Source organism: Microbacterium sp. (assembly GCF_051953575.1).
Lineage (GTDB): Bacteria > Actinomycetota > Actinomycetes > Actinomycetales > Microbacteriaceae > Microbacterium.
In genome coordinates, this window is sequence record NZ_JBQCIP010000182.1 from 1 (window position 1) to 17,874 (window position 17,874).

22 protein-coding genes are annotated in these 17,874 nt (G+C 72.9%); 13 read left to right on the top strand and 9 right to left on the bottom strand.

The features are described from left to right. Nucleotides 1-348: 348 nt before the first annotated feature. Nucleotides 349-1,023, bottom strand: coding sequence for a phosphatase PAP2 family protein (locus tag ACTHNQ_RS11275; RefSeq protein ID WP_440333457.1), 675 nt, complete (start codon nt 1,021-1,023; stop codon nt 349-351). Nucleotides 1,024-1,135: 112 nt separating this feature from the next. Here ACTHNQ_RS11275 and ACTHNQ_RS11280 point away from each other — a divergent pair, with 112 nt between their 5' ends. The 3 genes from ACTHNQ_RS11280 to ACTHNQ_RS11290 are packed head-to-tail and all read left to right on the top strand — an operon-like array spanning nt 1,136 to nt 3,777. Then, nucleotides 1,136-1,939, top strand: a complete 804-nt coding sequence (locus ACTHNQ_RS11280) for a DUF1206 domain-containing protein (RefSeq protein ID WP_440333458.1) — start codon at nt 1,136-1,138, stop codon at nt 1,937-1,939. A 27-nt stretch (nt 1,940-1,966) separates the two neighbouring features. Continuing rightward, nucleotides 1,967-2,818 (top strand): polyphosphate kinase 2, encoded by an 852-nt coding sequence (ppk2, locus tag ACTHNQ_RS11285; protein ID WP_440333459.1) that lies wholly within the window; start codon nt 1,967-1,969, stop codon nt 2,816-2,818. A gap of 2 nt (nt 2,819-2,820) precedes the next feature. After that, the gene (locus tag ACTHNQ_RS11290) at nt 2,821-3,777 is read left to right on the top strand and encodes a diacylglycerol/lipid kinase family protein (RefSeq protein ID WP_440333460.1); all 957 of its coding nucleotides are present in this window, start codon (nt 2,821-2,823) and stop codon (nt 3,775-3,777) included. 17 nt (nt 3,778-3,794) lie between these two features. Here the strand turns inward: ACTHNQ_RS11290 and ACTHNQ_RS11295 are convergent, their stop codons facing one another. Genes ACTHNQ_RS11295 through ACTHNQ_RS11315 form a run of 5 tightly spaced genes read right to left on the bottom strand, consistent with a single transcriptional unit; the run spans nt 3,795 to nt 7,917 of the window. Then, nucleotides 3,795-4,403, bottom strand: coding sequence for an energy-coupling factor transporter transmembrane component T family protein (locus ACTHNQ_RS11295; RefSeq protein ID WP_440333461.1), 609 nt, complete (start codon nt 4,401-4,403; stop codon nt 3,795-3,797). Next, entirely contained in the window at nt 4,397-5,080 is a 684-nt protein-coding gene (locus tag ACTHNQ_RS11300; RefSeq protein WP_440333462.1) for an energy-coupling factor ABC transporter ATP-binding protein, read from the bottom strand. Before ACTHNQ_RS11300 ends, ACTHNQ_RS11295 begins: the two co-directional genes overlap by 7 nt. Further along, nucleotides 5,077-6,213 carry a thiolase family protein gene (locus tag ACTHNQ_RS11305; RefSeq protein WP_440333463.1) on the bottom strand — a complete coding sequence of 379 codons (1,137 nt, stop codon included), beginning with the start codon at nt 6,211-6,213 and terminating at the stop codon, nt 5,077-5,079. Before ACTHNQ_RS11305 ends, ACTHNQ_RS11300 begins: the two co-directional genes overlap by 4 nt. After that, a complete protein-coding gene (locus tag ACTHNQ_RS11310) occupies nt 6,203-7,294 on the bottom strand; it encodes a class I adenylate-forming enzyme family protein (protein ID WP_440333464.1) in 1,092 nt (363 codons plus the stop codon). The genes ACTHNQ_RS11305 and ACTHNQ_RS11310 overlap by 11 nt, the downstream gene beginning before the upstream one ends. Beyond that, nucleotides 7,291-7,917: a biotin transporter BioY gene (locus ACTHNQ_RS11315; protein WP_440333465.1), complete on the bottom strand. Its 627-nt coding sequence runs from the start codon at nt 7,915-7,917 to the stop codon at nt 7,291-7,293. Before ACTHNQ_RS11315 ends, ACTHNQ_RS11310 begins: the two co-directional genes overlap by 4 nt. Before the next feature lie 51 nt (nt 7,918-7,968). Here ACTHNQ_RS11315 and ACTHNQ_RS11320 point away from each other — a divergent pair, with 51 nt between their 5' ends. The 3 genes from ACTHNQ_RS11320 (at nt 7,969) to ACTHNQ_RS11330 (ending at nt 9,257) form a co-directional block, all read left to right on the top strand. Continuing rightward, a complete protein-coding gene (locus tag ACTHNQ_RS11320; RefSeq protein WP_440333466.1) occupies nt 7,969-8,550 on the top strand; it encodes a TetR family transcriptional regulator in 582 nt (193 codons plus the stop codon). A gap of 109 nt (nt 8,551-8,659) precedes the next feature. Then, complete coding sequence (locus ACTHNQ_RS11325; protein ID WP_440333467.1) at nt 8,660-8,911, top strand: hypothetical protein; 252 nt, start codon at nt 8,660-8,662, stop codon at nt 8,909-8,911. Nucleotides 8,912-8,921: 10 nt separating this feature from the next. Beyond that, the gene (locus ACTHNQ_RS11330) at nt 8,922-9,257 is read left to right on the top strand and encodes a DUF7882 family protein (protein ID WP_440333468.1); all 336 of its coding nucleotides are present in this window, start codon (nt 8,922-8,924) and stop codon (nt 9,255-9,257) included. Between the two features lie 18 nt (nt 9,258-9,275). Here ACTHNQ_RS11330 and ACTHNQ_RS11335 read toward each other — a convergent pair whose 3' ends face one another. From ACTHNQ_RS11335 to ACTHNQ_RS11345, 3 genes are all read right to left on the bottom strand, one after another. Continuing rightward, a complete protein-coding gene (locus ACTHNQ_RS11335; protein WP_440333469.1) occupies nt 9,276-9,824 on the bottom strand; it encodes a hypothetical protein in 549 nt (182 codons plus the stop codon). An 82-nt stretch (nt 9,825-9,906) separates the two neighbouring features. Next, complete coding sequence (locus tag ACTHNQ_RS11340; protein WP_440333470.1) at nt 9,907-10,308, bottom strand: hypothetical protein; 402 nt, start codon at nt 10,306-10,308, stop codon at nt 9,907-9,909. A gap of 4 nt (nt 10,309-10,312) precedes the next feature. Beyond that, the gene (locus tag ACTHNQ_RS11345; protein ID WP_440333471.1) at nt 10,313-11,056 is read right to left on the bottom strand and encodes a CDP-alcohol phosphatidyltransferase family protein; all 744 of its coding nucleotides are present in this window, start codon (nt 11,054-11,056) and stop codon (nt 10,313-10,315) included. Between the two features lie 74 nt (nt 11,057-11,130). Here ACTHNQ_RS11345 and ACTHNQ_RS11350 point away from each other — a divergent pair, with 74 nt between their 5' ends. From ACTHNQ_RS11350 to ACTHNQ_RS11380, 7 genes are read left to right on the top strand one after another with little or no spacing between them, the layout of a single operon-like run. Then, nucleotides 11,131-12,126, top strand: a complete 996-nt coding sequence (locus ACTHNQ_RS11350) for a zinc-dependent alcohol dehydrogenase (protein WP_440333472.1) — start codon at nt 11,131-11,133, stop codon at nt 12,124-12,126. Beyond that, the gene (locus tag ACTHNQ_RS11355) at nt 12,123-12,518 is read left to right on the top strand and encodes a 6-pyruvoyl trahydropterin synthase family protein (protein WP_440333473.1); all 396 of its coding nucleotides are present in this window, start codon (nt 12,123-12,125) and stop codon (nt 12,516-12,518) included. Before ACTHNQ_RS11350 ends, ACTHNQ_RS11355 begins: the two co-directional genes overlap by 4 nt. Next, nucleotides 12,515-13,636, top strand: a complete 1,122-nt coding sequence (locus tag ACTHNQ_RS11360) for a glycosyltransferase family 4 protein (RefSeq protein WP_440333474.1) — start codon at nt 12,515-12,517, stop codon at nt 13,634-13,636. The genes ACTHNQ_RS11355 and ACTHNQ_RS11360 overlap by 4 nt, the downstream gene beginning before the upstream one ends. Beyond that, nucleotides 13,633-14,451 (top strand): SAM-dependent methyltransferase, encoded by an 819-nt coding sequence (locus tag ACTHNQ_RS11365; RefSeq protein ID WP_440333475.1) that lies wholly within the window; start codon nt 13,633-13,635, stop codon nt 14,449-14,451. The genes ACTHNQ_RS11360 and ACTHNQ_RS11365 overlap by 4 nt, the downstream gene beginning before the upstream one ends. Next, nucleotides 14,439-15,455: a lysylphosphatidylglycerol synthase domain-containing protein gene (locus tag ACTHNQ_RS11370; RefSeq protein ID WP_440333476.1), complete on the top strand. Its 1,017-nt coding sequence runs from the start codon at nt 14,439-14,441 to the stop codon at nt 15,453-15,455. The genes ACTHNQ_RS11365 and ACTHNQ_RS11370 overlap by 13 nt, the downstream gene beginning before the upstream one ends. Next, nucleotides 15,448-16,200, top strand: a complete 753-nt coding sequence (locus ACTHNQ_RS11375; RefSeq protein ID WP_440333477.1) for a RibD family protein — start codon at nt 15,448-15,450, stop codon at nt 16,198-16,200. Before ACTHNQ_RS11370 ends, ACTHNQ_RS11375 begins: the two co-directional genes overlap by 8 nt. Continuing rightward, complete coding sequence (locus tag ACTHNQ_RS11380; RefSeq protein WP_440333478.1) at nt 16,197-17,873, top strand: CDP-alcohol phosphatidyltransferase; 1,677 nt, start codon at nt 16,197-16,199, stop codon at nt 17,871-17,873. Before ACTHNQ_RS11375 ends, ACTHNQ_RS11380 begins: the two co-directional genes overlap by 4 nt. Nucleotide 17,874 lies beyond the last annotated feature (1 nt).

Consider the following 17,874-nt stretch of genomic DNA (forward strand, 5'->3'; position numbering starts at 1 on the left):
CGGCGCCCGTTGAAGGATGGCGATCCGTCTCAGTGGCCATTCGCGTCTGGCCCCCGCGGCTCGACAGCGCCGCCGAGCCCCCTCCGACTCCGGGCGGACTAACCCCTCACTAACCCCTCACATTCACAGACAACGGGAGTCACTCTCATCCCCCTGCATCCCAATCACCGCGCGGCGTCGGCCATCGCTATCCACCCCGCGGAAACCCCCGAGAACGTCTTTGACCTAATCGTGAGGTCGCGGGTTCAAGCCCCGCTCCTGCTACGGACAGCCCCGGAATCTCGCCGATTCTCCGGGGCTTTCTGCTTCATGCGTCCGTGTGCCGATTCTTCGGAGAGCCGGCTGCTCTCAGTCCGTTCTCTCATCACTCGCGCTGACGGCTTCGGCCGCGCGAGACCGCCGCCGGCGGATGGTCTCCACGGTCGCCCAGGCCAGGAGAGCGACCGCCACGCCGAGGAACATCCCGCCGATGACGTCGGTCAACCAGTGGGCGGCGAGGTAGGTGCGGCCCCAGGCCATCCAGAGCACCCAGATCGCTCCGAGGGTCCACCAGGGCCAGTGCCGGAACAGCAGCGCCAGAACGGTCACCAAGGCTGTGGCGAATGCGACGTGCCCCGAGGGAAAGGACGTGGGCACGGACTCCGCCAGAGAGTCGTCGGGACGGATCCTCCCCACGATGCTCGCGAGAGGCGCGGCGATGCCGATGCACAGCACGAGCGTCGCGGTGACGGTGATGGCGGCCCACCACCAGCGCAGCAGCAGCAGCGTCCCCACCACGACCAAGCCGGTCACGATCGCGAGGACCGGGCCGCCGATGTGGGCCGGGATCCAGGCCAGGAAGAGGCCGACGTCCGTGCGATGGGAGACCATGAGGTTGTGCCACCACAGGTCGACGGGGAACGGCTGATCGCGGCGGACCGAGGTCACTATCCAGAGGATGATGATCGCGGCGATGGCGGCGGCTGCGCCGACGATCACCGGGACGAGCCGCGAGATGTCGGGGCGCTCGTGAGGAGGTTGCACGACGACATCTTCGCAGGCGCAATCGCGGGGACGTTTCGCTTGACGCGTGGCACATTCTTCGACGAAAATCCAGCCCGAATCTGAGGCACCGGGGACTGGCTACGCTTCCGGCATGAGCGCACCACAGTCAGCCGCACGGGCGACAGAGCAGTCGACCGTGTTTCGCACGATCGCCCGTATCGGCTACGTCGTCCTCGGCATCGTCCACATCGTCATCGGGGTCATCGCGATCTCGTTCGTCACCGGCGGGGGCGCCGGCAAGGCGGATCAGAGCGGCGCGATGGAGCAGATCAGGCAGTCGCCTCTGGGCGTGGTGCTGCTGTGGATCATCGCGATAGGTCTGACGGCGCTGGCGATCTGGCAGATCGCCGACGCCTTCCTCGAGCGCGATCCCGACACGAAGAAGCGGTGGGGCTACCGAGTCAAGTACGTCGGCACCGCCGTGGTGTACATCGCGATCGCGTGGACCGCCCTCGTCTACGCCCTCGGCGGGCGGTCGGATTCCTCGCAGTCCTCGCAGAGCCTCAGCGCCCAGATGCTTGCCACCCCGGCCGGAGTGGTGCTGCTCGTGCTCCTCGGAGTCGTCATCGGCGCCATCGGCATCGCGTTCATCGTGCGCGGAGCCACGCGCGCGTTCGAGAAGCGACTCGCGCTCCCCGCGGGTACAGCAGCGAAGGGCATCGTCACCTTCGGCGTCGTGGGATACATCGCCAAGGGCATCGCCATCGGGGTCACCGGCATCCTCTTCGTCGTGGCGGCGCTGACGCACGACCCCTCGAAGGCCGGCGGGTTGGACGCGGCACTGCATTCCCTCGCCGCCCTGCCCTTCGGAGTCGTGATCTTGTGGGTCGTCGGCGCCGGACTGGTGATCTATGGACTGTTCTGTTTCGCTCGCGCCCGCTACGCGCGGATGTGACGAGTCGGCGCGATCGCGGGGAGAGTGATGTCGAAGAAGAACAAGAAGCTGAAGAAGTCGTCGGTGGTGCGGCTCGACAAGCGCCTCTACAAGGCGGAGCTGAAGCGGCTGCAGACGGAGCTGGTCGAGCTGCAGCAGTGGGTGGCGTCGTCGGGGGAGCGCGTGCTGGTGCTGTTCGAAGGCCGCGACGCAGCGGGCAAGGGCGGCGCCATCAAGCGGGTGATGGAGTACCTGAACCCGCGGCACGCGCGCGTGGTGGCGTTGCAGAAGCCCTCGAAGAAGGAGCGCGGGCAGTGGTACTTCCAGCGCTACATCGAGCACCTGCCCACCTCCGGCGAGATCGTGCTGATGGACCGGTCCTGGTACAACCGCGCAGGGGTCGAGCACGTCATGGGCTACTGCACCGAGGACGAGTATCGGGAGTTCCTGCGTCAGGTGCCGATCGTCGAGAACCTGCTCATCGAGGACGGGATCATCCTCGTCAAGTACTGGTTCTCGGTCTCGGACCGCGAGCAGCAGGCGCGCTTCGCGTCCCGCGTCGACGATCCGCTGCGTCGGTGGAAGCTGTCGCCGACGGATCTCGAGTCGATCCTCCGCTGGGAGGACTACTCGAGGGCGAAGGACGCCATGTTCGCCGCGACCGACACGGAGGAGTCGCCGTGGTGGGTCGTCGAGAGCGATGACAAGCGCAGTGCCCGTCTCAACGTGATCAGCCATCTGCTCAGCCGCATCCCGCATGGCAGGCTCGAGCTGGACGAGGTCTCGATCCCCGACCGGCCGAAGGCCCGCGACTACGAGCGGCCACCCGCCGACCAGTTCAACTATGTTCCTGACATCGCCGCCGAGCTCGGTGGCGACACCTCGAAGAAGAAGGCCTGAAGTTGCGCACCGGCATCATCTGGAATCCGTCCAAGATCGAACGCGACGTCCTCGAGGCCGCACTCGCGGATGCTGCGGAGACCGCCTCGGTCGACGACGTGCGGTGGTGGGAGACCGCCGAGGAGGATCCCGGCCAGGGCGTCGCCGAAGCGGCGATCGCGGCCGGCGCGGAGCTGCTGGTCGTCGCCGGCGGGGACGGCACCGTCCGGGCGGTGGCCGAGCACCTCGCCGACACGTCGGCGGACGTGGAGCTGGCGATCATCCCGCTCGGCACGGGCAACCTCTTCGCGCGCAACCTCGACATCCCGATCAACGACGTTCCCGCGGCATTCGAACTGGCTGTCTCCGGCGAAGCGCGTCCGATCGATGTCGGCTGGGTCGAGCTGCAGCGGGAGGGCGGCTCGGAGCGGCACGGCTTCGTCGTCATGGTGGGGTTCGGCCTCGACGCCCAGATGCTGGCAGAGACCGACGACGACCTCAAAGACAAGGCGGGGTGGCTCGCGTACGTCGAGTCACTGGGCCGGGCGTGGTCCGCGAGCGACGTCGTCTCGTTCACGATCACCACGGACGACGGGGTGCCGCAGGAGCGCGAGGGCCACACGTTCCTGGTCGCCAACTGCGGGACGATCCAGGGCGGGATGCGACTACTTCCGGGCGCGGACCCCTCGGACGGCGAGCTGGACTATCTCGTGCTGAGCGCGGAGGGCTTCGCGCAGTGGCTGGGAACGCTGAAGACCATGCTGTGGGACAACGGGCTCAAGGAGGTCATCCAGCCCTCCGACGAGGTGACCGATACCGACTCGGCCCGCCACGGCCGTGCCGTCACGGTCGACGTGACCCTTCCCGAGGCGCTCGCGTTCGAGATCGACGGTGAGGAGGCCGGCGAGACCCGCGCGTTCACGGTGACGATCCAGCCCTCCGCGATCCGGGTCCGGGCGGAGCAGGCTCCCGCGTCCTGAGGTTCGCGCCAACCGGTTCAGCGCTGGCCGCGCGCGGTGAGGGCCTCGCCGACCTGATCGGCGTGCTTGAGGGTGAGGACGAGGAAGGGCACGGTGAAGGTGCGCAGGCTTCCGCGGGCTCCGCGCGCATGCTGGGCATCGCGGACGTCCTTCGCCAGCCGGATGAGCACCGGGACGGTGGTCAGCGTGACCGTCAGCATCAGAGCGGCCCGCTGCGGGTCGAGGACCCGCCGGAGGGGATGCAGCCCCCGCTCGAATGCGTCCAGCAGCGCGGTGACCCGCGTCGTGAGCACCAGCAGGGCGGCCAGCACCATCGCGGCCCCCACACGTGCCGTGTTGGCGACCGCCGGCTCGGGGCCGAGGAAGACGAGCTGACCGGCGACGGTGATCGCGAGGACCCATCGGAGGGCGAACGCCTGGCGTCCGAGTTCGGCGAGCCCCAGCATCCCGTCCCTCAGCTCCGCCAGCGCGTAGCCCAGCACCGTCACCGACACGGCGACCGCCGCGGCCCACCAGCTCGACGGCAGCAGCGACACTCCGAGGACGACGGCGAGGATCAGGATCGTCTTGGGGCCTGCCGGCAGGCGGTGCAGCCGCCCATCTCCGGGGCGATAGAGCGTCAGCATCGCAGGGCAGCCTCGTACGCGGCGACGACGGGCGCCGGTTCGCCGACCGCGACGACGCGGCCGTCGGCGAACAGCACCACCGTGTCGCAGCGCGACGCGAGCGCGAGGTCGTGCGTCACGACGAGCAGGCGGTGCTCCGGATCGGCGAACAGGTGATCGGCGACCTGCCGGGCGTTGCGCGCGTCGAGGTACGCGGTCGGCTCGTCGGCGATCACGAGCTCCGGCCTGCGGACGAAGGCGCCGCACAGGGCGAGCAGCTGCTTCTGCCCGCCCGACAGCTCATGCGAGGAGCGGTCGGCGAGCTCCGTCAGCCGGAAGCGCTCCAGGGCCTCCGCGACGCGTCGCTGGAGCTCGCCCGCCGGCAGCCGCTCGGGTCGCAGCGAGAAGGCCACGTCCTCGGCGACGGTCGGCATCAGGATCTGCGCGTCGGGATTGCTGAACACGAACGCCGCCCGCCGTCGCAGCTCCTTCGCATCTTTCGCCGGATCGATGCCGAGCACCCGCAGCGTGCCGGTGGTCGGCGCGACGAGGCCGCCGACGAGCCGGGCGAACGTGGACTTGCCGGAGCCGTTCTCGCCGATCACCGCCACCGTGCGGGTGTCGAGATCGAGCGAGACGTCGCGAACGGCGGCGACCTCGCCCACCCGCACCGTGACCGCGTCGAGCCGGATGCTCATCGCTCATCCTCCCGGACGACCTCGAAGAGCGCGGCGATGCCCATGCCGCCGCCGACCGACGCGGTGGCGACGCCCAGCGTGCCGTGCGGCGCCCCCTGGCGGACGAGCCTGCTGAACAGGCGCACGACGGCGACCGCCCCACTGGCGCCCCAGGGGTGGCCCAGTGCGAGCGCACCCCCGTCGGCGCAGACGCGCGGATCGTCGTCGTCGAGCCCGAGGCGGCCGAGGACGGCGAGGCTCTGGGCGGCGAAGGCCTCGACGATCTCCCACGCCGAGACCTGGGCGGTGCCGATGCCGGCGTCGGCGAGGACGGCCCGGGCAGCCGGCGCCGCACCGATGCCGGGAAGCGCGGGGTCGCAGCCGACGACGGCGGTGGCCCGGATCGCGAGCCCGGGCGCCGTCCCTGCCGGCGCCACCAGCACGGCCGCAGCCCCGTCGCTGATGCGGGTCGCCGTTCCCGCGGTGAGCGTGCCGCCCGCGAACAGCGGCTCGAGCCGGGGGAGCAGCCGCTCCGCGCCCCCGATCGCGTCATCGTGGTCGAGCCCCTCCAGCGGCACGAGCTCGGCGGCGAAGCGGCCGGCGTTTCGGGCGGCCCGCGCGCGGGCGTGACTGCGCGCGGCATGCGCGTCCTGCCGGGCACGGCTGATGCCGTCGTGCACCGCGAGGTCCTCGGCCGCCTGCGTCATGCCGGGGTCGGGGAAGCCGTCGGGCGCGAACGGCGCGCGGTCGTACGGCACGCCCGCCAGGGCGCGGACCGGCGCGGTGGAGGCGCTCTCGACCCCGCCCGCGACGCGGACGCGCCCGTCGCCCGCGGCGATGGCGGCGGCGGCATCGAGGATCGCGGCGAGACCGCTGCCGCACTGGCGGTCGACGGTGGCGCCGGGCGTCGTGACCCCGAGGCCCGCTGCCAGCGCGGCGATGCGGCCGGGATTGCCACCGGGACCCATGCAGTTGCCGAGCACCACGTCGGCGACGGCCACCGGGCTGCCCGTCGCCTGCTGCCCGTCGTCGACGACCGCACGGACGACCGGGGCGGCGAGCCGACCGACGTCGAGACGCGACAGCGCGCGGCCCCGCGTGCCGATCGGCGTCCGGCGTGCGGCGATGATGACGGGGGCGCGGTCAGACGGCAAGGCGAGGCACCTCTCCGGCGAGCACCCGGCGCACGGTCTCGGCGCGGGCGGGCTTTCCGGAAGCGGTGCGCGGCAGCTCGCCGACGAACCACTGACGCGGCCGGTGCGCGGGGGCCAGCAGCTCAGCGCTCGCCGCACGCAGATCGACGGGGCGCTCCGCGTCGAGCTCGACGACCGCGGCGACGAGCGCGCCCACTCCCGCGCGCGGCACGCCGACGACGACGGCGTCGCGGACACCGGGGATGGACCGCAGGGTCGCCTCGACCTCTTCGGGCACGATCGTCGCGGAGGCGCTCAGGATCGCCTCATCGACGCGGCCGAGCAGGCGCAGTCGTCCGTCCGAGTACTCGGCGCGATCACCTACCGTCGCCCAGTCGCCGCTGACGCGCAGCGGCCCCGGGGCGCCCGCGTATCCCAGTGCGACCTGGGGCGAACGCACCCACAGCTCCTCATCGTTCAGGCGCAGCTCCACGCCGGGGAAGGCGCGCAATCCCTGACCGTCGTCGAGTGCGACGAACGAGAGCTCGGCGGCCCCGTAGTAGGCGATGGTCCGGATGCCGGCGGCCTCGGCCCGCGCGCGCAGCCGCTCGTCGAGATGCGAACCGCCGACGAGCGCCGCGCGCAGGCGCGGCGGCGGCCCGGCGTCGAGCACCGCACGCAGGGCCTGCGGGGTGCCGTGCAGGCACGTCGCCTGCTCGCGATCGGCGGCGCCGAGGAGCGGCCGCGGGCCGCCGTCGAGCGCGTGGGCCAGGGAGTACAGCGTCATCGACGCCGAGGCCGGGGCCGGGAGCAGGACGGCATCGTCGGCTCCGGCATCCAGCAGTCGCGCGACCGTCCCGAACGACGCCGCCCACGAGTGGGCCGTGCGCAGCACGATCCTCGGGGTCCCGCTGCTGCCCGAGGTCAGTGTCGCCCAGGCGGTGCCGGCGGGCGGCCGTGCCGCTGAGACGGTCTGTCGCAGTGCGTCCCGCATCGAGGCCGACCACCGCGCATCCTCGACGAGCGGTGTCTCGCCGGCGGAGCGCAGCGTCCGCAGGCGATCCAGCAGGTCCGGGGCGTCAGCCTCGACGGGGACGATCACGGCACGAGGGTCGACGCGGCGGGCGTCGGGGCGGCCTCGGCGGTGACCCACGTCCGGCGGAACGCGCGCGGGTACGCGCGGACGAGCGTCATCACGACGGCGGTCGCGATCACGACCTTGACGAGGTCGCCCGGCACGAAGATCAGGCTGGTGAGCGCGGTCTCGCCCAACGGGAGCCGGGTGACCACGGCCTGCCACGGGATGCCGATCGCGTAGACCACCAGCACGCCGCCGACCAGGATGCCGGCGAACGTGCGCCACAGCACCGGCTTGCGGCCGCCGGCGTGCACGATGAGGCCGATCACGCAGGCGCCGACGATCCAGCCGAGCGCGTACCCGCCGGACGGGCCGAAGAAGACGCCGATGCCGCCGCGGCCGCCGGCGAGCAGCGGCAGACCGACGGCCACGAGGGCGAGGAAGACCGTGACCGAGAGGGCGCCGAGCGAGGGGCCGAGGATCGCTCCGGCGAGCATCACCCCGAGCGTCTGGGCGGTGATGGGGACGGTGCCGAGGACCGTGAAGCTGCCGGGAAGCCCGAGGACCGCGATGATCGCGGCGAAGATCGCCACGCGGGCGAAGTCCGTTCCGTCGAGGGAGCGGGTGCGGTGCAGCGGTGACATCATCGGATCCTCCTGAACACTGTTCACCTGAACGGTGTTCACTATAGTGGCGGGATGGCCAGGGCAGAAGGCGGGCGACGTCATACTCGCGACGACGTCGCACGCACCGCGCTGAGGCTTCTCGACGAGGAGGGACTGCAGGAGCTCTCGATGCGGCGCCTCGCTGCGGCGCTCGACGTGCAGGCCAGCGCGCTGTACTGGCACTTCCCCAACAAGCAGACCCTGCTGGCCGACGTCGCCGACCGGATCGTCGGAGAGGCGACCGCGCCACCGCGTCAGCCGGACGCATCGGCGCTCCGCGCGGAGGCGTTCGCTCTGCGCGACGCACTCCTTGCCCACCGCGACGGCGCCGAGGTCGTGTTGAGCACGCTCGCGCTCGGACTGGGCGCGCGCACGGCGCAGGAGCGGCTGGCAGCCGCGGCCGTCGCCGACGGATACGACCCGGAGGTGTCGGAGCGCGCGGCCATCGCGCTGCTGCGCTTCGTGATCGGGCACGTGTCGTTCGAGCAGCAGCGGCAGCAGTATGACCGTTTCGGCCTGGTGACCCCTGGCGCTCACGCCGCGGATGAAGACCCTGCTGCCGACTTCGCGTTCGGCGTCGGTCTGCTGCTCGACGGACTCGATCGGCGGCGATAGAGGTGCGTGCGCGCGCTGTCAAGGACTTCCCGCGCCCGGCCCGCCCAACTAGCGTCGACTCTCGGGGAGACACCCCGCGAGACCGTCACAGCAGCAGGTCAGGTGCCTCATGAGCGATGTCGACAACCAGGGCTCATTGCCCTCGTATGTGGAGCACGAGAGCGGCAGATCCGCCCGCGCCGAGGATCTGCCGCCGGACGCCGCTCCCGACGCCTTTGAGGTCGAAGCAGACGAAGAGCGCGCTCGCGCGCAGGAGGCACAGGACGCGTCGACTCCGCGGTCGCCGTTCGAGCCGTCGACCGGTGAGCCGCACGACCCCGAGGGCGAATCGGGGGAGGCCGACCTGCGCGGAGGAGGGTAGCGGCCGAGACATGGGAACCCTCTACTACGGAGCGCAGGACACGCCCATCCACATCGAGGACCGCGCACTCGCGCACCTCAAAGTGGTGATCGCCACCAAGCTCCGCCGCAACGAGAGCTTCACGCTGTCGTGGCGGCACTCCGAGGACGAGCCGCGCGGCCGGTCGACGATCTGGCTGCACCCCTCGATCCCGCTGATGTTCGTCTTCGACGAGCCTGAGCCGCCCGGGCTCAACCGCGAGTGGATCGAGAAGCTCGCGCACTCGGCCAACACGTCGGGCGGCATCCTGCTGGTCGACGACCTGCTGGACCCCGAGACGGGAAGCGAGCCGGCCGCCGGAGGCTGAAGGCGGCCGGCTGCGGCCTCAGGCGCGGTCGGGCTTGATGTCGCGGGCGTCGCCCGTGTCGCCCGGGCTCAGCGCGTCGTCGTCGTGAGCGCGGTCGACGTCCCCGTCGCCGCTGTAGTCGGGTCGCGGCGGCTGCACGGGCTGGTCCTCCAGTTCGCCGCCCTCCCTGCCACCGTAGGGGCGGCCGTGATCGGCGTACTCGTCGCGCTCGAAGGTGAAGCGCCATTCGCCGATCCGGAACTGCGCGCCCGAGCGGAGCACGATCGCCTCCGCGCCGTCGAGGGATTTCCGCGGCTCGGGTGTGGTGTTCGTCTCTGCCTCCGCGTACTGCAGCAGCAGGTACTCGTCGCGGTCGTCGTGGCGGATCTCGGCGTGCACCGGCGCCGCGCCGGCGACGCGCAGATCGGCGCTGTCGCCGGAGCCGACGATCGTGAGGTCGGCGTCGAGCGGGAACTCGAAGCGGTCGGCACCCGAGACGATGAGCCTCGGGTTGCCCGAGCCCCATTCGGCGTGGGTGGTCGTGGGGATGTAGCGGCCCGTGTCGTCGGCATCCACTCGTTCGGTCATGGCGTTCGCCCCCTTCGTCTGTCCTCACGCTAGGCGCGCGCCGCGGGCAGGGGGCGGGGCTTGAAGTGTCGGGCGGCCGGTGCTAGCCCGCCGCGACGGGCTTCGGGCGCAGCACCATCACCGTGGTCACGGCCAGCAGCACGATGCCGATCGACTCCACGATCACCGTCTCGGGCACGAGCATGAAGTCCCATGTCTCGGTGATGCCGAACAGGCCGACGGTCAGCGCGAGGATCAGCGCGAGCAGCGTGGCGATGAGGAACAGCAGGCTCAGCACGGTGGCCAGCTGCAGCAGCCGGCCCCGCAGGAACAGCATCCCGATCGCGAGGACGAGCGCGCCGACGGCGTTCAGCACGAACATCACTCCCAGGATGCCGCCGACCCCGTTGAACACGAGGTACAGATGGATGCCGCCTGCCGCGAGCAGCGCGACGGCGCTGAGGATCCGCATGACCCGGAGCCCGGGCGTGGTGGTCGAGGTCATCGTCCTACCTGCTTTCTTCTCGGCCGGAAGCCTTCCGAGGTGACACGAGATCCGGGTCCGCGCGGTTCATCCGGATGAGCCACACGACGTCGCGGCCGAACGACTCGACCAGCAGCGCGAGCGCGGCCGCGGCGACCAGCACGTTTGCGAGTGCCGGCAGCCCCTGCGCCGCGACCACTGTGAGGGCGATGCCGCACGCCGCCGTCACGACCTTTCGCCAGTACCGGTAGGGGAGAGTGCGACCGAACCAGGGCGCGAGCCACGCCGCGACGACGAAGGCGTACCGCATGAGCCCGATGGCCAGGACCCACCAGCCCACGATCCCGGCGTCGTAGACGCTCAGCACCAGGAGCAGGAAGGCGTCGACCTCCATGTCGTAGCGGGCACCGAGCTCGCTGACGCTCCCGGTGCGGCGGGCGACGGGGCCGTCGACCGCGTCGAGCGCGAGAGCGACGCTCACGATCCCCACGAGGAGCGCGGTGGAGCCGTCGGCGGCGAACGATGCGACGACGAGGGCCGTCGCCACTCCCACCAGCGTCGAGCGCGTGGCGGTCACGGCGTTGGCGGCGCCGAAGCGCGTCGCGACTCGCCGGCGGAGTCCGCGGGACACGAGCAGCGACGACACGACGAGGTACGTGACGCCCGCCGCCCACGCGAGCGGCGGAAGCGGCACGATCGTTCCGGCGAAGGCCAGGGCGGCGACTCCGGCCGCCGCCCACCACCACGGTGTCGACTGAACTTTTCGCATGGGGGCTCCGTGTTCCCATCATGGTCCTCTCGAGTGACACGACACAGGCACCCGTTTCGGTTCATGCTGGGAGGGTGGATGCCGCGACCGCGTGGTGGACCGTCGGACCGGGATGGGGCGAGTTCCGGTCCGAACCGCTGCCCGAACCCGGAGCGGACGAGGCCACGGTCCGGTCGCTCTGGACCGGCATCAGCCGCGGCACGGAGTCCCTGATCGCCCGCGGTGCGGTTCCGACGTCGGAGCGCGAGCGCATGCGCGCCCCGTTCCAGGACGGCGACTTCCCGTTCCCGGTCAAGTACGGCTACCTGAACGTCGGCGTCGTCGAGTCCGGCCCGGCGGAGCTTCGAGGTCGCACGGTGTTCTCGCTCTTCCCCCATCAGTCGCGCTTCGTCGCCCCGGCCGATGCGCTGGTGCCGGTTCCGGCGACAGTGCCCGCTCGGCGCGCCGTGCTGGCGGGGGCGGTCGAGACCGCGATCAACGTGCTGTGGGATGCCGCACCCGCCGTGGGCGACCGCGTCCTGGTCGTGGGGGCGGGCATGATCGGCTGCGCCGTCGCCCGGCTGGCCGCCGGCATCCCGGGGTGCGACGTGACGGTGGTGGACGTCGACCCGGCGAAGCGGGCCGTGGTCGAGGCGCTGGGCGCACGGTTCGCCGCGGCAGCCGACGCGGCGGGCGCGCCTGACGAGCTGCCCCCGGCGGACGTCGTGATCGAGGCGAGCGGCGCAGGCGCCGGGCTGCAGTACGCCCTCCGGGCAGCTCCCACCGACGGCGAGGTCGTCGTCGCAAGCTGGTACGGCGCGCGGGCGGTGGAGCTGCAGCTCGGCGGGGACTTCCACGCGCGACGGCTCACGATCCGCTCCAGCCAGGTCGGCGCCGTCGCGTCGAGCCGGCGGTCGCGGCGCACCACCCGAGAGCGGCTGGCTCTCGCGCTCGGTCTGCTCGAGGATCCGGCGTTCGACCTGCTGCTGGGCGCGACCTCGTCGTGGCGGCGACTGCCCGAGATCACCGCCGCGCTCGCGGACGGGACCGCCTGGGACCTGTGCGAGACGATCGATTGGAGTGCACGATGACGGTCACGGTCACGGTCCGCGACCACCTGATGATCGCCCACAGCCTGCGCGGCGAGGTGTTCGGCCCCGCACAGCGGCTCCACGGCGCCACTTTCGTCGTCGACGCCGGCTTCCGGGCCGACGCCCTCGACGAGCACGGGGTCGTCGTCGACATCGGTCGCGCGTCCGACGAGGTGCGCGCGGTCGTCGGCGCCCTGTCGTACCGCAACCTCGACGACGAGCCCGACCTGCAGGGCGTCAACACGACCACCGAGCGGCTGTGCCAGTTCATCGGCGACCGGCTGGCCGACCGTGTGCGCGAGGGGGCGTTCGGCGAGGCCCGTCTGACGGGCATCAGCGTGACCCTGCACGAGTCCCACATCGCGTGGGCGTCGTACGAGGTCGCGCTGTGACCGAGCCTCGCGCCGCCGACCACGCGCGGTCCGCCGCGACGGCGGCGAGGCGGACGGTGACGTTCGTGGTGACGGACGGCATCGACGACCCCGCCCGTGTGAGCGGCGGCAACGTCTACGACCGGCACGTCCGCGATCTCCTCGACTCCCACGGCTGGCACGTGTCGACCGTCCCGGTCGCCGACGCCGCAGGCGCGGGGGCGGCGCTCGAGGCGATCCCGGACGCCGGGACGGTGCTCGTCGACGGGCTCGTGGCGTCGTGGGCCCCGGAGCAGGTCGCGGCGGCTGCCGCGCGCGGCCGACTCGTGCTGCTCGCGCACATGGTCGTCGCGGCGTTCCCCGGTGCGACGGACGCCGAGACCGAGGCGGAGCGCCGCGTCCTCGCCACCGCACACCGTGTGATCGCGACGAGCGCCTGGACGGCACGCGAGTTCGAGCGTCGAGGACTCGTGGATGCCGGCCGCCTGAGCATCGCACCGCCCGGGGCGGCGGCATCCGATCATCGCGCACGGTTCGGGGCGCATGCCGTGCGTCCGGGGCGCACGATGCGCGCCACGAACATTCCCCGGACCCGCACCGCGCGGGCACGGCGGCTGCTGTGCGTGGGCGTGGTGGCGCCCCACAAGGGGCAGGACGTGCTGGTCGCCGCACTCGGGCGGCTGAGCGAAGACGACTGGGCCTGCACGATCGCCGGCTCTCTCGAGGCGGCGCCGGAGTTCGCGGCCCGGGTGGAGCGCGCCGCCGCACGGCTCGGCGGGCGCGTCCGGCTGACGGGGGTGCTCGGACGCCAGGCGCTGGAGGCCGAGTACGCGCGCGGGGGGTTGCTCGTCGCACCCTCGCGGGTGGAGAGTTCGGGCATGGCCATCGCCGAGGCGCAGGCGCGCGGCATCCCCGTCGTCGCGGCAGCCGTCGGAGGGATCCCCGACACCGTCGCCGGCGGTGGCGCGATCCTCGTGCGCCCCGACGACCCCGGCGCGCTCGCCGCAGCCCTGCACGAGTGGATGTCCGATCCTGCGCTGCGGCGCCGGCTGCGACGCGAGTCGCGCTCCGTGCGGAGCCTGCTGCCGACATGGGACGGCACCGCCGCAGCCGTGGCGGCGGCCCTGGAGATCTCGTGAGCACCGCGATCTCGACGGCGACCGCCCCGTGGCTGGCGCTGCGGGCGCCTGCCGACGCGGCCGCCCGCTCGGTGGAGCTGGCGGCGGCCTTCGCGGCCCTCCTCCCGTCAGGGCCGGTCGAGCTGCACGATGTCGGAGCCGGCACCGGCGGCATGACGCGCTGGCTCGCGCCGCGCCTCGGCGGGCCCCAGCGGTGGGTGCTGCACGACGGCGACGTCGGGATCCTGGAGCACCTCGATCTCCGGTCGGTCGTCGACGACGCGGGCCGGCCCGTCTCCGTGCGCACCGTGGTGGGGCACCTCGGCGAGTTCGGCCCCGAGGGGTTCCGCGGTGCGGCCGGCGTGACGGCATCCGCGCTGCTCGACGTCCTGACGCGCGGGGAGGCGGAGCGCCTCGTCGCCGCCTGCATCGACGCCCGGGTGCCCGCCCTGCTGGCACTGTCGGTGACCGGCGAGGTCGTCCTCGGCCCGCCCGACGCCGCCGACGCCGCTCTGGGCGAGGCGTTCAACGACCACCAGCGGCGTGATGCCGACGGACGCCGGATGCTCGGGCCCGATGCCGTCACCGTGCTGGCCGCGCTCTTCGCCGACGCCGGCTGGCATGTGCGGCGGGAGTGCACGCCATGGCGTCTCGGCCCGGCTGATGCGGCGATGCTCGGCGAGTGGCTCGACGGCTGGGTCGGCGCCGCGGTGGAGCAGCGGCCCGAGCTCGGCGTCGACGCGGGTGCCTACCTCGACCGTCGTCGCGCACAGCTGGCGGACGGTGCGCTGCACGTGATCGTCCACCACGAGGACGTGCTGGCATGGCCGCGCTGACGGCTGCGGCCGTTCCCGGCATCCGACGGGCGCCGACGCGACCGGCGCTGCGCAGGGCGACTCGCATCGGCGCCGGCGTGGCCGTCGTCGTGGCCACGGCGCTCGTGGTCGGCGTCGGCCCGTTCGTCCACGGGATCGCGGCCGTCTCGCCCGCCGCGATCGTCACGGGGTTCGCGCTCATCGCGGCGGCCACGGCCGCGGCCGCCTGGCGGTGGCGCGTCGTGGCCGCCGGATTCGGACTGCCGCTGCGGTGGCGCGACGCGTTCGGCGCCTACTACCGGTCGCAGTTCCTCAACTCCGTGCTGCCCGGCGGAGTCGTCGGCGACGTCCATCGCGCCTACGCGCACGGGCGCCCGCACGAACAGGTCGGGGCCGCCGGGCGCGCCGTCGCCGCCGAACGCGTCTTCGGCCAGATCGTGCAGCTCACGCTCACGCTCGCGGTCGTGCTGCCGCTCGCGGCGGTGCAGCCGCGGTGGGCGTCGCCGCTGGCTCCGCTCCTGTGGGGCGCCGGTGCGCTGGCCGCGATCCTCGTGCTGACGGTCGGGATCGCGGCGCTCGTACCTCGCTCCCGACGGGCGCTCCAGCGGGAGTTCCGGATGCTGCGACCCCTGCTCGTCCGGCCGGCCGCGCTGGCGGCGATCGTGGCGGCCTCGATCGCGGTCGTGGCCGCGCACGTGGCGCTGTTCGTCGTCGCGGCGGCGGCGACCGGCGTGACCGCCGACCCGCGTGGCGTGGTGGCGGCCGCGCTGGTCGTGCTGGCGGCATCCGCCCTCCCGATCAACGTCGGGGGCTGGGGGCCGCGCGAGGCGGCGGCGGGGGCCGCGTTCGCGCTGGCGGGACTCGGCGGCGCGACCGGCGTGGCGACGTCGACCGCGTTCGGCGTCCTCGCCCTGCTGGCGGTCGCACCCGGGGCGTTCGTGCTGCTCGCAGGGCGGCGGGCCGCGGCGCGGGCACGCATCGGTCCGGGCAACGTCGCCCGCCGCGAGGGAGCCGGCGATGAGTGAGCGCCCCTACGTGACCCTGAGCTGCGCGATGTCGATCGACGGCTACCTCGACAGCGCCGCACCGCAGCGCCTCGCCATGTCGAACGCCGCCGACCTCGACCGCGTCGACGACGTGCGCGCCCGCAACGACGCGATCATGGTCGGCGCATCCACCGTGCGCCGTGACGACCCTCGCCTGCTGGTGCGCGACACCGCACGCCGGGCGCGACGCGTCTCGTCCGGACGCACCGAATCGCCGGTGAAGGTGACGGTGACAGCCTCGGGCGACCTGTCGCCGAACGCCGCCTTCTTCACGACCGGCGAGACGGCGCGCCTCGTCTACTGCCCGGCCGATCGCGCCCCCGCGCTGCGCGCGCGGCTGGCGGGACTGGCGACGGTCGTCGGACTCGGCGCGGCCGACTGCGTGTCGATGGCGGACCTGCTCGACGACCTCGGCGAACGACAGGGCGTGCGCCGGCTCATGGTCGAGGGCGGTGGCCGCGTGCTCACCCAGTTCCTCGAGGCCGACCTCGTCGACGAGCTGCACCTCGTCGTCGCCCCGTTCTTCGTCGGTGAGGCAGGAGCCCCCCGCGCGGTGGGTCCCGGACGGTTCCCGTGGACCGCATCGCGGCGGGCACACCTGGCCGACACCCGGCAGATCGGCGATGTCGTGCTGCTGCGCTATGCCCTCTCGGACCGCTGCGACATCGACGAAGACGAGGGCGGAGCACCCGCGAGGGCACCGCAGGGCGAGACAGGACCGTGAACACGCCGGCCCCCGACGAGCGATTCGGGGCGGCCCCGGCGACGGCGTCCCGGTCCGCGCGGCGGCGCCGCATCGTCGCAGGCCTCGCCACGGCGGGCGCGATCACCGTGCTGGTCGCCCTGCCGCTCGTCCCCGGGCTGCTCGGCGGGGGCGGCGCCCCGCTGCTGCGCATCCCCGTGGAGTCGCTCGTCGCGGTGGCGGTGCTGGCGATCCTGCCATGGCGGATGCCGCGCATCGCGCTCGCCGCCGCCTTCGGGCTGTTCGTCACCCTGGCGCTCGTGCTCGCGGGCATCGATCGCGGCTACGAGTCAGCGCTCGGCATCCCCTTCGTCCCCCTGGACTGGCCGCAGCTGGCGGACGCATACGGCGTCGTCGCGGACGCCATCGGGCAGCCGCTCGCGAACGTGCTCGTCGCCGCCATCGCGCTCGTCATCGCTGCGTGCATCGCCGGTCTCGCGTGGGCCGCGATCCGGGTCGCCGGCGTCGTGCGGAGCTCCTCCGACGGTCGCGCGGTGCTCGCCGCCACGACGGCCGTCTGGGTCGCGGCGGCGCTCGTGGCCCCGCCCCTGCGGACCACCGACCCCGTCGCGGCGGCGGCATCCGTCGGTTCGGTGGGCACGGCCGTCTCGCGCACGATGTCGGCGCTGCACGAGCAGGCCGCCGTCGCGCGCGACATCGCCGACGACCCGTACGCCGGCGCGCCCGCCGACCGACTGCTCACGGCGCTGCGCGGCAAGGACGTCGTGATCGCCTTCGTCGAGAGCTACGGGCGCGTCGCCCTGGAGGGCGACGGCATCGCCGAGGGGGTGCGCGGGGTGCTGCGCGACGGCGACACGGCGCTCGCGGCCGACGGCTACACGGCGCAGAGCGCCTGGCTCACCTCGCCCACGTTCGGCGGTCGCAGCTGGCTCGCGCATTCGACCCTGCAATCGGGCGTGTGGATCGACAGCCAGACCGCGTACGAGCAGGTGGTCGCGAGCGACCGGCTGACCCTCGCCCGCGCGTTCGCCGATGCGGGCTGGCGCACGGTCGCCGACGTGCCGTCGAACACGCGCGCCTGGGACGAGGGCGCCACGTTCTACGGCTACGGCGCACAGCTCGACGCGAACGACGTCGGGTACCGGGGCCCGAAGTTCGGCTACGCCCGCATCCCCGACCAGTACACGCTCAAGCACTTCGCCGACACCGAACTCGCCGGAGCCCACGGCCCGGTCATGGCCGAGATCGACCTCGTGTCGTCGCACACGCCATGGGCGCCGCTGCCGCAGCTCGTGCCGTGGGACGCCGTCGGCGACGGCTCCGTCTACGACGCCCAGCCCGCGCACAGCCGCACCGCGAGCGCTGTCTGGCACGACCCGCGCACCGTGCAGCAGTACTACGGCCTGTCGGTGCAGTACTCGCTGAGGGCGCTGATGTCGTTCCTGCAGAACGTCGACGATCCCGATCTCGTCGTCGTCGTGCTCGGCGACCACCAGCCCGCATCCGTCGTGAGCGACGCCGGCCCGGCGTCGCACGACGTGCCGATCACGGTCATCGCCCGCGACCCCGCGGTATTCGCGGCCATCACCGAATGGGGGTGGTCGCCCGGGCTCCGGCCCACCGACGCGGCACCGGTGTGGCGGATGGATGCCTTCCGCGACCGGTTCCTCGACGCCTTCAGCCCAGCACCGTGAC